The 15,534-nt window shown below is 74.3% G+C and carries 7 protein-coding genes and 1 pseudogene; 6 read left to right on the top strand and 2 right to left on the bottom strand.

Annotated features, from left to right (window positions below):
- Positions 1-83: 83 nt before the first annotated feature.
- A pseudogene (locus ABZ318_RS35015) lies at positions 84-1,658 on the bottom strand (alpha/beta hydrolase); the annotation flags it as partial.
- A 149-nt stretch (positions 1,659-1,807) separates the two neighbouring features.
- Positions 1,808-4,450, bottom strand: coding sequence for a lysylphosphatidylglycerol synthase transmembrane domain-containing protein (locus ABZ318_RS35010; RefSeq protein ID WP_356906470.1), 2,643 nt, complete (start codon positions 4,448-4,450; stop codon positions 1,808-1,810).
- A gap of 171 nt (positions 4,451-4,621) precedes the next feature.
- Here ABZ318_RS35010 and ABZ318_RS35005 point away from each other — a divergent pair, with 171 nt between their 5' ends.
- From ABZ318_RS35005 to nudC, 6 genes are all read left to right on the top strand, one after another.
- The gene (locus ABZ318_RS35005) at positions 4,622-4,987 is read left to right on the top strand and encodes an MGMT family protein (RefSeq protein ID WP_356906469.1); all 366 of its coding nucleotides are present in this window, start codon (positions 4,622-4,624) and stop codon (positions 4,985-4,987) included.
- A gap of 293 nt (positions 4,988-5,280) precedes the next feature.
- The gene (locus tag ABZ318_RS35000) at positions 5,281-8,601 is read left to right on the top strand and encodes an ATP-dependent DNA helicase (protein ID WP_356906471.1); all 3,321 of its coding nucleotides are present in this window, start codon (positions 5,281-5,283) and stop codon (positions 8,599-8,601) included.
- A gap of 86 nt (positions 8,602-8,687) precedes the next feature.
- On the top strand, positions 8,688-9,515 hold the full coding sequence (locus ABZ318_RS34995) for a hypothetical protein (protein ID WP_356906468.1): 828 nt from the start codon (positions 8,688-8,690) through the stop codon (positions 9,513-9,515).
- A gap of 58 nt (positions 9,516-9,573) precedes the next feature.
- On the top strand, positions 9,574-13,020 hold the full coding sequence (locus ABZ318_RS34990; RefSeq protein ID WP_356906467.1) for an ATP-dependent DNA helicase: 3,447 nt from the start codon (positions 9,574-9,576) through the stop codon (positions 13,018-13,020).
- A gap of 9 nt (positions 13,021-13,029) precedes the next feature.
- Entirely contained in the window at positions 13,030-14,445 is a 1,416-nt protein-coding gene (locus tag ABZ318_RS34985; RefSeq protein ID WP_356906466.1) for a dipeptidase, read from the top strand.
- Between the two features lie 35 nt (positions 14,446-14,480).
- Positions 14,481-15,449, top strand: coding sequence for an NAD(+) diphosphatase (nudC, locus tag ABZ318_RS34980; protein ID WP_356906465.1), 969 nt, complete (start codon positions 14,481-14,483; stop codon positions 15,447-15,449).
- Positions 15,450-15,534 lie beyond the last annotated feature (85 nt).

Below are 15,534 nucleotides of genomic sequence, written 5' to 3'. Positions count from 1 at the left end.
CCGCGAGCACGAGGGCGCCGAGGTTCTTGGCGACCGCGCCGGCCGTGAGGGGCTTCCTGGTGCGCAGCTTCTGCGGAGTCGGTCTTGCAGACCGTGCCCGAGGTCGGGACCTTGCCCGCCAGCAGGTAGTCGTCCACCGCCTTCTTCACGCACGCGCTGCCGCCGTTGTACGCGCCGTGCCCCTCGCCCTCGTACGTCAGCTCCACCCCGACGCCCTTGCCGAGCGCCTTCACCATGGCCCGGGCGCCCTCGTACGGCGTGGCCGGGTCTCCGGTGTTCCCCACGACCAGGATCGGCGCCGAGCCCGGCGCGGAGACGTCCGGGTGCTCCCACCCTCCCGGCACCGGCCAGTTCGAACAGCTCGCCAGCGCCCAGCCCATGAAGTCGCCGAAGACGGGGGAGGCCTCGCGGAACTGGCCGAGCCGCTCCTTCGCCTGCCCGAGGGTGTAGCGCTCCTTGAAGTCCACGCAGTTGATGGCCGCGTTCGCGGCCTGGATGTTGCTGTACGAGCCGTTCTCGCCGCGCCCGTTCATCGAGTCGGACAGGGAGAGGAGCAGCCCCCCGTCGCCGCCGTCGGCCGCGTCCAGCCCCTGCTCCAGATACGGCCAGAACTCCTTGGAGTACAGGGCCTGCGCGATGCCGTTGGTGGCCTGCGTCTGGGTCAGCTTGCGGTTGCCGATCCCGGGGATCGGCTTCTTGTCGAGGGCCGCGAGGAGGTCCGTGATGCCCTCCTCGATCTCGGCGACGCTGCCACCGGGCAGCGCGCACTCGTCGCCGCGGTCCACGCAGTCCTGGGCGAAGTTGTCCAGCGCGAGCTGGAAGCCCTTCGCCTGGCCGAGGGCGCCCTCCTCGACGCCTGCGTCCGGGTCGACGACCGCGTCGAAGACGGCCCGGCCCACGTTCTCGGGGAACATGTGGGCGTAGACGCCGCCGAGTTCGGTGCCGTACGAGATGCCGAAGTAGTGCAGCTTCTCGTCGCCGAGGACCTGGCGCATCAGGTCCATGTCCCGGGCCGCGTTCTCCGTGCCGACGTGCGGCAGGGCCGCGCCCGCGTCCCGCTCGCAGCCCTTCGCGTACCGCTTCTGCGCGTCGGACAGCGTCCGCTCCTCGGCGGCGTCGTCGGGCGTGAAGTCCAGGGCGTAGTAGGCGTCGAGCTCCTTGTCGGTGGCGCACTCGACGGGGTCGCTGCGGCCGACGCCGCGCGGGTCGAAGGAGACCAGGTCGTAGCGGCCGCGCAGGGCCTCGTAGTCGCCGGCGAAACCGGGCAGGCCGGTGACGCCGGAGCCGCCGGGCCCGCCGAAGTTGAAGACGAGCGAGCCGATCCGCCGGGCGCTGTCCTTCGCCCTGGCCCGGATGAGGGCCAGCTCGATCCTGTCGCCGTCCGGCGCCGACCAGTCGAGCGGCGTCTGGAGGAAGGAGCACTCCCATGCGGTGCCCCCGGCCAGCGGTGAGGGCGACGGCCCGCCGCCCTCGGCGGCGGACGGCGGCGGACAGGGCGCCCAGGACAGCTTCTGCGCCGTCAGCGCCGCGAGCCCGCTCGCGGTGGCGGACGCCTTCACCGGGTCCGCCGCCCCGTCTCCGCCGTCCGAGCAACCGGCGGCGAGCAGCACGGTGGTGGCGGTGAGCAGAGCGGCGCGCTGGGCGGCGGAGATCGGCATAGGCCCATCGTGGGCCGCCGCCCGCGCCCCCGCGCGGGACGGGGGGCCAAGCGGGTGGCGAACGAGGGGGGCCCGCCGGCCGTGCGGCGGGCCCTGGGGGGTCTCCGGCGGGATCCGGCCGGGTCCGGCCCTGATCCGCCGGACAGGCCTTACAGGGCTTCCCGCTTGGTCAGCCAGTTGAAGCAGAGCCACCCCGGCAGCACCGGGATCCACAGCGTCAGCAGGCGGTAGAGGAGCACCGCCGGGGTCGCGACCTCCAGCGGCAGGCCGACCGCCACCAGACCGAAGGTGAGCGCGCCCTCGACCGCGCCGACACCGCCCGGCGTCGGCGCCGCGGAGCCGAGCGCGTTGCCCGCGAGGAAGACGACGGCCACGCTCGCGTAGCTGATCGACTGGTGGGCGTGTCCGAAGGCCCGGATGGAGGCGTCCAGGCAGAGCACGAACGCGCCGGTGAGGAGCAACATGCCGCCGATGCCGGTCAGCAGCTTCACCGGCCGCTGGAGCACGTCCAGCATGCGGGGCACCACACCGGCGAAGAGCGAGCGCAGCCGCGTCGACACGAACTTGCGCATGAACGGGATGGCCGTCACCACCAGGACGAGCACCGCGACCGTCAGGAGCCCGGCGATGACCGTCCTCGACGGGGTGAAGGACTGCGACTTCTCCGTGCCCGTCAGATAGCCGAAGGAGAGCAGGAGCAGGATGTGCGCCCCGAGCCCGAAGAGCTGCGAGGCGCCGACGCTCGCCACCGCGAGCCCCGGGCGCACCCCCGAGCGCTGGAGGAAGCGGGTGTTCAGGGCGACGCCGCCGACCGCCGCCGGGGCGACGATCTTCACGAAGGAGCCGGCGACCTGCGCCACCACCGTCCGCCAGAACCCGACCCGCTCGGGCACGAAGCCGAGCAGGCTCATCGCCGCCGCCACATAGCTGAGCGCAGAGAACAGCACGGCCGCCGCCACCCAGCGCCAGTCCGCCTCGCTGATCGTCGACAGCGGCGTACGGGCGATCTGCGACAGCAGGAAGTACGCGGCGACCGCGCCCGCGATCAGGCTGACCAGGGTCCGCGGCTTGATCCGCTCCAGCCGGACCGGCTCCACCGGGGCCTGCGGGCGGATCAGCAGTACCTGCTGCCGGATCTGCGCGAGCAGGTCCTCCTCGCGGGCCTCGTCCAGGGCGGTGTCGAGGGCCCGCTTCTCGGCCTTCTTGTCCGCCTTCTTCTCGGCCTTCGTCTCCGCCCGTACGGCCTTCCGGTCCGCCGCCGCCTCGGCCTTCGCGAGCTCCCGCTCGTGCTTGGCCGCCTCCGAGGCCGCGAGCACGGCCTCCCGCTCCCGCGCGGACCGCTCCCGCGCCCGCTTCCGCAGCGTCGCGCGCGTGGAGCGGCTCAGCGCGATCGGCTGGAGCAGCGGCAGACAGTCGGCGACGGTGTCCGGGCCGAGGACCTCGACGGCCGCGGCGACCGCCCGCTCCGCCCCGACCCGCAGACCGAGGGTGGTGAGCAGCTGGGCGGTGTCCATCCGCAGCACCAGGTCGCCGGCCGCGATCTCGCCGCCCCGCAGATCGGTGAGGACCACCCCGCCGGAACGATCCACCAGGATCGCGTCCCCCGTGAGCCGGCGGTGCGCGATCCGCCGCGACTGCAGCGCCCGGACCTGCCGCCAGGCGCTGCGGACCAGCTCGTCGGTGATCTCGGCGTCGTCGAGCGAGTCCAGGTTCCGGCCGCCGATGTGCTCGTACACCAGCATCACGGCGTCCGGGCCGAGCTCCGAGGTGGCGATCAGCTTGGGCGCGTTCGCCCCGGCGGCGATCGCCGCGTACGCGAGGAGCGCCTCCTGCTCCAGGGCCTGGCGCAGCGAGACGATCGAGCGGCGGGTGGTGACCGTCCGCAGCGTGATCCGCCGCCACGCGCGGTAGAAGAAGCCGTGCGCCTGCTGCTCCCGGTCGACGACGGTGACGTCGAGCGGCGGCCCGTCCTCCAGGGTCACGATGTAACGGCGGCCCCGGTCGGCGCTGTCCGCCGAGTCCGGCACGCCCTCGGCGCGCAGCGCGGTCACCGGCCGGAAGCCGACCCGGCGCAGACCGGCGAGGAGGGTCTGCCCGGTGGGCCGGACGTTCGGCGAGCCGACGGCGTACAGCGTGCCGTACGCCACCGTCCAGCCGATCAGGACGGTCAGGATGATCGAGAGGGCGGTGGTGTAGCCGGCCACCAGCATCGTGAACGCGTCGAGCAGCAGCACCACCCAGAGCGACACCCGCCAGCGGGGCCTGCGGGCCATGCCGACGGCCGTCATGTACGCGATCACCGGCGCGAGGTAGTTGTGCACCGGGTCCGTGAGGCCGCCCCCGGACTGCGGCTGGGTCAGCGCGTCCTGGATCGTGCCGGGCGCGGCCTGGGCGACCCACAGGTCGGTGGCGAGGGTGACGCCGTGCGCCAGGACGGCGGCGAGGACGCCGTCCGCGATGCGCAGCCCGTCCCGCTTGATCAGCCGCTCGATGGCGAAGGCGACCGGCACGAGCAGGACGGCGATGGACGAGACGAGACCGGCGATCTTGACGAAGACGTCCGGGGTGCCGGTCGCCCCCTTGTTGATGTCCTGCTCCAGGCCCGAGGTCGTGGCGTGGGCGAACGCGGCGACGGCGATGACGAGTCCGATGGCGAGCAGACCGACGAGCAGCCGCATGAGGTCGGAGGGCCGGTGGACGCGGGCGGCGAGCAGCGGCTCGTCACCGGAGACCCGCTCGGGCACGTCGGGCTGAGCCCCGCCGGGAGGCTGCGTGTCCTGCCCCATCACCATGTCCGTCTCTGCATGCGCGTCTTGTCGATCTCGTTCTGGTACGTCTTGCTCTCGTACGTGTTCTTGTACTTGTCGCTCTTGATCTCGTATCACCAGTCACCGCCCGCACGATGGTGGCACGAAGAGCTGCCGCGCGGAGGCATCAGGGCCATGTCGGTGGGGTGAGGCAGGATGGGGCGGATGAGCATGGAGGAACCCGTGGGGGAGACCGGAGAACTGCCCGAGTACGCGGAGCGGGTGCTCGACCTCGCCGACACGATCCCTCCCGGCCGCGTCATGACCTACGGCGACGTGGCCGAGTGGCTCGGCGAGGGCGGACCGCGCCAGGTCGGCCGGGTCATGGCCCTGTACGGCGGGACGGCCCCCTGGTGGCGGGTGGTGCGCGCCGACGGCACGCTGCTGCCCGGCCACGAGCTCCGGGCCCTCGGCCACTACCGCGAGGAGGGCACCCCGCTGCGCGCGGCGGGCCCGGCGGCCGAGGGACACGTACCGCGGATCGACATGCGCCGGGCCCGCTGGGACGGAACTCACATCTGAGGGAGCCGCCCCGGTCGGCCCGGGTGGGACGGGCCCGCGAGGGTGGACGCGGTCCGGAGTACGGCTTGTCGGCGGCCCGCTTCGCGTAACGTCTTCGCTCGCGTCTCCCGAGGCGGCGGCCACGGCACACGGCCGCCTCACCCGCACCACCACACCCACCAGGACCGGCGAACCACGTGAGCTCCTCCTCCACCACCCGGCGTACGCCGCCGCACCAGGGACAGCCGTACCCGGGTCCGGGACGGCAGCGGACCCCGGGCGCGTACCGACTGGTACGCACCACGCCGGCCCCGCTGGATCCCCCTCAGCTGGACGCAGTCCAGCGGGAAGTGGTTGACCACACCGGCGGACCTCTCCTCGTCCTCGCCGGACCCGGCACCGGCAAGACGACCACGCTGGTCGAGGCGGTCGCCGCCCGCATGGAGAACGGCGCCGACCCCGAACGCCTCCTCGTCCTCACCTTCAGCCGCAAGGCCGCCGTCGAACTCCGCGACCGCATGGCCACCAGGCTCGGCGGCCGCCGCCCCCCGCAGGCGACGACCTTCCACTCGTACTGCTACGCCCTCATCCGCGCCCACCAGGACGCCGAGCTCTTCGCCGAACCCCTCCGGCTGCTCTCCGGACCCGAGCAGGACCTCGCCGTCCGCGAACTCCTCGCCGGCCAGATCGACCTGGAGAAGGCGGGCCTCGGCCGGGTCGGCTGGCCCGACGAACTCCGCGCCTGCCTCACCACCCGGGGCTTCGCCGACGAGGTACGGGCCGTCCTCGCGCGCTCCCGCGAACTGGGCCTCGGACCGGACGCCCTCGCCCGCTTCGCGGACCGGGTCGGCCGCCCGGACTGGAAGGCCGCGGCCGGCTTCCTCGCCGAGTACCTCGACGTCCTCGACCTCCAGGGCGTCCTCGACTACGCGGAGCTCGTCCACCGGGCCGTACCGCTCGCCCGGGACGCCCGCACGCCCGCGTACGACGCGATCTACGTCGACGAGTACCAGGACACCGACCCGGCACAGGTCCGGCTCCTGCACGCGCTCGCGGGCGACGGCCGGAGCACGGTCGTCGCCTTCGGCGACCCGGACCAGTCCATCTACGCCTTCCGCGGCGCCGACGTGAACGGCATCCTCGACTTCCCGTCCTCCTTCGCCGGCGCGGACGTCCGCGTCCTGCGCACCTCGCGCCGCTCGGGCGAGGAGCTGCTCGGGGCGACCCGGCAGCTCGCCCGGCGCATGCCGATGCCCCGGCTCCCCGCCGACAAGGTCCGAGCCCACCGCGAGCTCGCCCCGACGCGGGACGGGGGCCGGGCGGAGGCGTACACGTACCCCACGGCCTCGGCGGAGGCCGAGAACATCGCCGACCTGCTGCGCCGCGCCCACCTGGAGGACGGCGTCCCCTGGCAGGACATGGCCGTCCTCACCCGCGCCGCCGCCTCCCTCCCGTCCCTCCGCCGCGCCCTCACCTCGGCGGGCGTCCCCGTGGAAACGGACGCGGCGGACACCCCCCTCCGACACGAACCGGCGGTGGCCCCCCTGCTGCTGGCGCTGAGGGCGGTGGCAACCGTTGCGGGCACCCGTTCCGCGCCCTCGGTTGTGGGCATGCGTTCCGCCCCGGCGGAACGGGTGGGCACAAACGACGGCGCCGCACCCACCCCGGACGCCCAGGACGCCGTGCCCGCGCCGGACGGCGACCCCGTCGAGACCGCCCCCCGTGCGGCGGGCACTTCGGGCGCCCCTGGCACCGAAGCGGCATGGCTCCCCGTCGAGACGGCACTCGAACTGCTCGCCTCACCCCTCGCAGGGGTGGACCCGGCGGACCTCCGCCGCCTCGGCCGCGCCCTCCGCGACGAGGAGCGCGCCGCGGGCAACAAGGTCCCGCCCCCCTCCGACGTCCTGCTCGCCCAGGCACTCGCACAGCCCGAGCGCCTCGTCGCGCACGACCCCGCCTACGCACGCGGCGCCCAGCGCCTCGGGCAGCTCCTCCAGGAGACCCGCGCGCTGCTCGACGTCGGCGGCACCGCCGAGGAGGCCCTCTGGGTGCTCTGGCAGGGCACCCCCTGGCCCGGCCGTCTGGAGCGCGCCGCCCTGCGCGGCGGCCCCGCCGGGCGCAACGCCGACCGCGACCTCGACGCCGTCTGCGCCCTCTTCGAGACCGCCGCCCGCGCCGAGGAGCGCGTCGGCGGCCGAGGCGTCCTCAACTTCCTGGAGGAGCTCGACGCCCAGGACATCGCCGCCGACACCCTCACCCGCCGGCACACCCGACCGGACGCCGTCCGTCTGATGACCGCGCACCGCTCCAAGGGCCTGGAGTGGAGCTTCGTCGTCGTCGCCGGTGTGCAGGAGGGCCTCTGGCCGGACCTCCGTCGCCGGGGCTCCCTCCTCGAAGCGGACCGCATCGGCCGTGACGGCCTCGCCGAGCCACTCAGCCCCGGCGCCCTCCTCGCGGAGGAGCGCCGGTTGTTCTACGTCGCCGCCACCCGCGCCCGCGACCGGCTCGTCGTGACCGCCGTGAAGGCCGCGGCCGAGGACGGCGACCAGCCGTCCCGCTTCCTCACCGAGTTCGGCGCCGAGCCGAAGGACGTCCCGGGCCGCCCGCGCCGCCCGCTCGCCGTCTCCGCCCTGGTCGCCGAGCTCCGCGCCACCACCGTCGACCCGGAGGCCTCGCCCGCGCTCCGCGAGGCGGCCGCCGACCGGCTCGCCCGGCTGGCCGCGCTCACCGACGAGGACGGCCAGCCGCTGGTTCCGGCCGCGCATCCGGACCGCTGGTGGGGCCTGTTCGAGCCGACGCACAGCGCGGCGCCGCTGCGTGACCGCGACCGGCCGGTGGCGCTGTCGCCGAGCTCCCTGGAGAACCTGGTCTCCACCTGCGCCCTCCAGTGGTTCCTGGGCCGGGAGGTCAAGGCGGCGGCCCCGGCCACCGCCGCCCAGGGCTTCGGGAACGTCGTCCACGTCCTCGCCGACGAGGTCGCCTCCGGGCGCACCCCGGCCGACCTCGACGTCCTCATGGCACGGCTGGACTCCGTGTGGGACGCCCTCGCCTTCGACGCGCCCTGGAAGTCGGCCCAGGAGAAGCAGAACGCGCGCGTGGCCCTCGAACGCTTCCTGAGCTGGCACGTCATGGACCGCGGCGGCCGCACCCCGGCCGCCTCCGAGCACGGTTTCGACGTGACCCTGGCGGCGGGGGAGTACGAGGTCCGCATCCGGGGCTCCATGGACCGCGTCGAGACCGACGAGCACGGGCGCGCGTACGTCGTCGACTTCAAGACCGGCAAGTCGGCCCCCACCCGTGACGAGGTCGCCCACCATCCGCAGCTGGCCGTCTACCAGCTCGCGGTGCGGGAGGGCGCCCTCGACGAGGTCTTCGGCGGCGACCGCCCGGAACCGGGCGGCGCGGAGCTCGTACAGCTGCGGCAGGCGGCCCCGAAGAAGGAGGGCGGCGACGCCCTGCCCAAGGTCCAGGCGCAGGAGCCGCTGACCGGGGAGTGGGTCGGCGAACTGCTCGCCAACGCGGCGGGCCGGGTCCTCGACGAGCGGTTCACCCCCAGCACCGGCCAGCACTGCACGACCTGCGCCTTCCGGGCCTCGTGCAGCGCCCGCCCGGAGGGCCGCCAGGTCGTCGACTGACCCCCGGCCCCCCGGCCCGGTCGCGGGCACGCGCGCGTGGGGCGACCCTGGTGGGACGGCCCGGGGGAATCAGCGAGGAGGCTCGCATGACGTCCCAGTCCCACCGAAAGCTCCGCGCCGCGGCCGTCGTCTGCGCCGCCGTCGTCGTCATGGGACCCGCGCCGGCCGCGGCCTGGGCGGCGACCGCCCGGGCCGGCGCCGTCCCGTCCGGCGCCGCGGCGCCCGCGCCCGCTCCCTCCCCGGATCCGTTCAGGGGCCTCACCGCCGACGAGATCGGCGACCGGGCCGTGACCGCCACCCAGTCCGCGACGTCCTTGCGCATGACCGGCCGGGTCGTCAGCGAGGGGCAGCCGCTCGACATCGACTTCGCCGTCAACGACAGCGACGAGTGCACCGGCCTGATGAAGATCAAGGGCGGCACCGCCGAGCTGCGCCGGGTCGACCACGTCACCTACCTGAAGGGCGACGAGGCCTTCTGGCGGGCCTCCATGGCCTCCCAGGGCATGCCGGAGGCGCAGATCACGGCCACCCTCGAACTGATCAAGGACCGCTGGCTGAAGATCGCCCCGGGCCAGGCGGGCAGCCAGGACCTCGGCGGCGTCTGCGACCTGAAGTCGCTCCTCGCCGACCTGGGCAAGGACAAGGAGCAGCGCAGGGGGCTGACCCGGGGGCCGGACGGCAAGGTCGACGGGACCCCGGTCGCGACCCTGGTGAAGAAGAAGGCCGGCGGCGAGACGGCCACCGTGTCCGTCTCGGAGCAGGGCAAACCGTACATCCGGAAGATGGTCAGGACGGGCGGCAAGGAGCCCGGCAGCATCGTGCTCTCCGACTACGACAAGCCGGTCGACGTGAAGGCCCCGCCGCCCGGTGAGACGGTCGACCTCTCGAAGCTCGGCCAGGGCACGTCCGCGTAGAAGCGCAGGTGGGAACCGTGTGGGGCCGAGTGTCGGAGGGCACCGCTAGCCTCTTCCGGTGACCGCACGCATCACCGACCCCGAGCAGCTCAAGGAGCTCCTCGGCATCCCGTTCACTCCGGAGCAGACGGCCTGCATCACCGCGCCGCTCGCCCCGCAGGTCGTCGTGGCCGGAGCCGGCTCCGGCAAGACGACGGTGATGGCCGCCCGGGTGGTCTGGCTGGTCGGCACGGGCCAGGTCGCCCCCGAGCAGGTCCTCGGTCTCACCTTCACCAACAAGGCGGCGGGCGAGCTCGCCGAGCGCGTCCGCACCGCCCTCGTCCGCGCCGGCGTCACCGACCCCGACGTCATCGACCCGGACAACCCCCCGGGCGAGCCCCGCATCTCCACGTACCACGCCTTCGCCGGGCAGCTCCTGACCGACCACGGCCTCCGCATCGGCCTGGAGCCCACCTCCCGCCTCCTCGCCGACGCCACCCGCTACCAGCTCGCCGCGCGCGTGCTGCGCGAGGCCCCCGGCCCGTACCCCGCGCTCACCCGGTCCTTCCCGACCCTCATCACCGACCTGCTCGCCCTCGACGCCGAGCTCGCCGAGCACCTCGTGCCGCCCGAGCGGCTCCTCGCGTACGACTCCGAACTCCTCGACGCCCTCGCCGACGCCAAGCTCAGCAACGCCGAACTGCGCAAGGTCCCCGAGGCCGCCGCCGCCCGCCGCGAACTCCTCGACCTCGTCGTCCGCTACCGCGCCGCCAAGCGCTCCCGCGACCTGCTCGACTTCGGCGACCAGATCGCCCGCTCCGCCGAGCTCGCCACCACCCGGCCCGAGGTCGGCGCCATCCTGCGCGAGGAGTTCCGCGTCGTCCTCCTCGACGAGTACCAGGACACCTCCGTCGCCCAGCGCCTGCTGCTCTCCGGACTCTTCGGCCAGGACCCGTCCGGCCGGAGCACCGGACACGCGGTGACCGCCGTCGGCGACCCCTGCCAGGCCATCTACGGCTGGCGCGGCGCCTCCGTCGCCAACCTGGACGACTTCCCCGAGCACTTCCCGCACGCGGACGGCAGCCCCGCGAGCCGCTACTCCCTCTCCGAGAACCGGCGCAGCGGCGGCCGCCTCCTGGACCTCGCCAACGGCCTCGCCGCCCCCCTGCGGGCCATGCACGCGGGCGTGGAGGCGCTGCGCCCCGCCCCGGGCGCCGAGCACGACGGCAGCGTCCGCATCGCCCTCCTCCCCACCCACGCGGAGGAGATCGACTGGCTCGCCGACTCCCTCGCCCACCTCGTACGGACCGGCCGCGAGCCCGGCGAGATCGCCGTCCTGTGCCGTACCGCCACCGACTTCCCCGCCATCCACGCGGCCCTCGTCGCCCGGGACGTCCCCGTCGAGGTCGTCGGACTCTCCGGCCTCCTCCACCTGCCCGAGATCGCCGACCTCGTCGCCGTCTGCGAGGTCCTCCAGGACCCGGGGGCCAACGCCGCCCTGGTCCGTCTCCTCACCGGCCCCCGCTGGCGCATCGGCGCCCGCGACCTGGCCCTCCTCGGCCGCCGCGCCCGCCTCCTCGTCCACCGGGGCGGCGAGGAGGCGGACCCCGAGCAGCGGCTCGCCGCCGCCGTCGAGGGCGTCGACCCGGCCGAGGTCGTCTCCCTCGCCGACGCGCTCGACACCTTCCTCGACTCCGGCGGCACCGACGACGGCCTGGCCTTCTCCGCCGAGGCCCGGGTCCGCTTCGCGCGCCTCGCCGCCGAGCTGCGCGCCCTGCGCACCTCCCTCGCCGACCCGCTCATGGACGTGCTGCATCGCGTCCTCGCCGCGACCGGCCTGGAGGTCGAGCTCTCCGCCTCCCCGCACGCGCTCGCGGCCCGCCGCCGCGAGACCCTCGGCCACTTCCTCGACATCGCCGCCGGCTTCGCCTCCCTCGACGGCGAGGCCAGCCTCCTCGCCTTCCTCGGCTTCCTGCGCACGGCCGTCCAGTTCGAGAAGGGCCTCGACAGCGCGCTGCCCGGCGGCGAGAACACCGTGAAGGTCCTCACCGCCCACAAGTCCAAGGGCCTCGAATGGGACGTCGTCGCCGTCCCCGGCCTGGTCGCGGGCCAGTTCCCGAGCGCCCGGGCCCGCGAGTCGTGGACCTCGCAGCCCCAGGTGCTCCCGCACGCCCTGCGCGGCGACGCGGCCACCCTGCCGGGGATCGACACCTGGGACGCCAAGGCCCTCACGTCCTTCAAGAACGAGATGCGCGACCACCAGCACACCGAGGAGCTCCGCCTCGGCTACGTCACCTTCACCCGCCCCCGCTCCCTGCTCCTCGGCTCCGCCCACTGGTGGGGCCCCGCCCAGAAGAAGCCCCGCGGCCCCTCGGACTTCCTCCGCGCGCTGTACGACCACTGCGCGGCGGGTCACGGCGAGATCGAGGCGTGGGCGGACGAACCGGAACCGGACGCGGAGAACCCTTCCCTGACGGAAGGGGACAAGGACCTGGCCTGGCCGCTTCCGTTGGACGAGGAGTCCTTCAAGCGCCGCAAGGAGGCGGCGGAGGCCGTGCGCCACCGGTTGTGGGCAATCGTTCCGCAGGGCGAGGGGGGTCCCCCCTGCTCGAGCGGAGCCGAGAGCTTGGGGGAGGGTGGGCACAACCCCACCAGCGCAGCGCCCGACCTCCCGGGCCCGGACCCCGAGAACCCCTGGCCCGACGAAGAGGAACCTATCTGGGACGAGGAGGCTCTCCCCGAAGACACCCACGCGGACGCGATCCCCGCACCGAGGGAGCCCGAGGCCCCGCCCTCGGAACCGTACGCCGAGATCACCCCCGAAGACGCCCGCACCCTCGCCTCCTGGGACCGCGACCTCACCGCCCTCACCACCGAGCTCCGCCGCGCCCGCGCGACGACCCGGGACGTCCTCCTCCCCGCGTACCTCTCCGCCTCCCAGGTCCTGCGCCTCGCCGCCGACCCCGACGGCTTCGCCCAGGAGCTGGCCCGGCCGATGCCGAAGGCGCCGCAGCCCGCGGCCCGCCGGGGCACCCGCTTCCACGCGTGGGTGGAGTCCCGTTTCGAGGAGCTCCCGCTCCCGTTCCTCGGCCCGGAGGAGCTGCCCGGCGGCGAGGACTTCGCGGGTGAGCCCGAGATCCTCGACGAGCGGGACCTCGACGAGCTCAAGGAGGCCTTCGCCCGCACCCCGTACGCCCACCGCACCCCGTACCGCGTCGAGGTCCCCGTGCACCTCTCCCTCGCGGGCCGGGTCGTCCGGGGCAGGATCGACGCCGTCTACCGGGACCCGCGGTCCGGCGCGTACGAGATCGTCGACTGGAAGACCAGCCGGGACCGCTCCGCGGACCCGCTGCAGCTCGCGATCTACCGGCTCGCCTGGGCCGAGCAGCACGGCCTCGCGCCCGAGGAGGTGGCCGCCGCCTTCGTGTACGTCCGAACGGGTGAGGTCGCCCGCCCCACCCGGCTGCCCGGCCGCGCCGAGCTGGAGGCCCTCCTGCTGGGTGGGACACCTCCGGGCGCCGGATAGGCTCGGGGCATGAGCGAGACCCCGGACAGCGTCGTCCACACCGTACGCACGTACGTCGAGCAGCACCGTGCCGCCTTCCTCGGCGACCTGGCCGAGTGGCTGCGCATCCCCTCCGTGTCGGCCCAGCCGGACCGGGCCGGGGACGTACGGCGCAGCGCCGAGTGGCTCGCCGCCAAGCTCACGGAGACCGGTTTCACCACGGTCGAGGTCTGGGAGACCGCCGGCGCGCCCGCCGTCTTCGCCGAGTGGCCCTCCGGGGACCCGGACGCCCCGACCGTCCTCGTCTACGGCCATCACGACGTGCAGCCCGCGGCCCGCGAGGACGGCTGGCACACGGAGCCGTTCGAGCCGACGGTGGTCGACGGCCGGCTGTACGCGCGCGGGGCCGCCGACGACAAGGGGCAGGTGTTCTTCCACACCCTCGGCGTCCGCGCCCACCTCGCCGCCACCGGCCGCACGACGCCCGCCGTCAACCTCAAGCTGATCGTCGAGGGCGAGGAGGAGTCCGGCTCCCCGCACTTCCGCGCGCTCGTCGAGGAGCACGCCGAGCGGCTCGCCGCCGACGCCGTGATCGTCTCCGACACCGGCATGTGGTCCGAGACCACCCCCACCGTCTGCACCGGCATGCGCGGGGTCGCCGACTGCGAGATCGAGCTGTACGGCCCCGACCAGGACATCCACTCCGGCTCCTTCGGCGGCGCCGTGCCGAACCCGGCCACCGTCGCCGGCCGGATCGTCGCCGCCCTCCACGACGAGCACGAGCACGTCGCGATCCCCGGCTTCTACGACGGCGTGACGGAACTCACCGAAGCCGAGCGGGCCCTCGTCGCCGAGCTGCCCTTCGACGAGGAGGCCTGGCTGCGGACGGCCAAGTCCCACGGCACCCTCGGCGAGGCCGGCTTCACGACCCTGGAGCGGGTCTGGGCCCGCCCCACGGCCGAGGTCAACGGCATCGGCGGCGGCTACCAGGGCCCCGGCGGCAAGACGATCGTCCCCGCCTCGGCCCGGATCAAGCTGTCGTTCCGGCTGGTCGCGGGCCAGGACCCGGCCAAGATCGAGCTCGCGGTACGGGACTGGCTCGACGGGCTCGTCCCCGCCGGCATCCGGCACGGGATCGTCTTCGGCGCCCCGACCCGCCCCTGCCTCACCCCTCTCGACCACCCCGCCCTCAAGGCGGTGGCCGGGGCCATGAGCCGGGCCTTCGACGGCGCCAAGGTCCGCTACACCCGCGAGGGAGGCTCCGGACCGGCCGCCGACCTCCAGGACGTCCTGGGAGCACCCGTCCTGTTCCTCGGCATCTCCGTCCCGTCCGACGGCTGGCACGCCCCCAACGAGAAGATCGAACTCGATCTCCTCATGAAGGGCGTCGAGACGACCGCGCACCTGTGGAGCGACCTGCCCGCCGCACTCCACGCCGCGCGCTGAACCCACACACCGATCCGGGGGAGTTGGAAGCACCTGTGAGCACCTTGAAGAACGCGCCGAGCAGCCTGGCGCACGCGTCCGCGGACCGCCCGATCTCGCTCACCGCCCCGAGCGGCATCGACCGCGCCGCCCACCACCGCCTCGACGAGGCGTGGCTGGCGGCGGCCTGGAGCCACCCCACGACCCGGGTCTTCGTGGTCTCCGGCGGCCAGGTGCTGATCGACGACCGCCCCGACGGCACCACCGAGATCGTGATGACCCCGGCCTTCGAGGCCCCGGTCACCGAGACCCACCGCTACTTCCTGGGCACGGACGCCGACGGCGTCTCCTACTTCGCGCTCCAGAAGGACTCCCTGCCCGGCCGCATGGACCAGTCCGCGCGCCCCGCCGGGCTGCGCGAGGCCGGCCTGCTGCTCTCCGACCGCGACGCGGCCCTCATGGTGCACGCCGTGGCCCTGGAGAACTGGCAGCGCCTCCACCGCTTCTGCTCGCGCTGCGGCGAGCGCACGGTCATCGCGGCCGCCGGGCACGTCCGCCGCTGCCAGGCCTGCGGCGCCGAGCACTACCCGCGCACCGACCCCGCGGTGATCATGCTGGTCACCGACGACCGGGACCGGGCGCTGCTCGGCCGCCAGGTGCACTGGCCCGAGGGCCGCTTCTCGACCCTCGCCGGCTTCGTCGAGCCGGGCGAGTCCATCGAGGCGTCGGTGGCCCGCGAGGTCTTCGAGGAGGCCGGCGTCACGGTCGGCGAGGTCGAGTACGTCGCCAGCCAGCCCTGGCCGTTCCCGTCCAGCCTGATGCTGGGCTTCTTCGCCCGCGCCACGTCCTTTGAGATCGACGTGGACGGCGAGGAGATCCACGAGGCCCGCTGGTTCTCCCGCGAGGACCTGGCCGCCGCCTTCGAGTCCGGCGAGGTCCTGCCCCCGTACGGCATCTCGATCGCCTCCCGGCTGATCGAGCGCTGGTACGGCAAGCCGCTCCCGAAGCCGGGCGACGTGATCTGACGCGGTCCGCACACGGAGACCGCCGTCCTCCTCGAACGGCAGGAACACCTTCCCCCGGTCCCGCACGCGGTCCTCCACCACGCAC

Origin of the sequence: Streptomyces sp. NPDC006197 (assembly GCF_040613865.1) — a bacterium.
Taxonomy (GTDB): Bacteria; Actinomycetota; Actinomycetes; order Streptomycetales; family Streptomycetaceae; genus Streptomyces.
Note: the sequence above shows the minus strand (reverse complement) of the source record. Positions and strands in the feature narration are given on the sequence as shown.

Excerpts from the sequence above, each read along its gene's own strand:
- ABZ318_RS35010 (WP_356906470.1), bottom strand. The coding sequence starts at position 4,450 with ATGGTGATGGGGCAGGACACGCAGCCTCCCGGCGGGGCTCAGCCCGAC.
- ABZ318_RS35005 (WP_356906469.1), top strand. The coding sequence starts at position 4,622 with ATGGGGCGGATGAGCATGGAGGAACCCGTGGGGGAGACCGGAGAACTG.
- ABZ318_RS34995 (WP_356906468.1), top strand. The coding sequence starts at position 8,688 with ATGACGTCCCAGTCCCACCGAAAGCTCCGCGCCGCGGCCGTCGTCTGC.
- ABZ318_RS34985 (WP_356906466.1), top strand. The coding sequence starts at position 13,030 with ATGAGCGAGACCCCGGACAGCGTCGTCCACACCGTACGCACGTACGTC.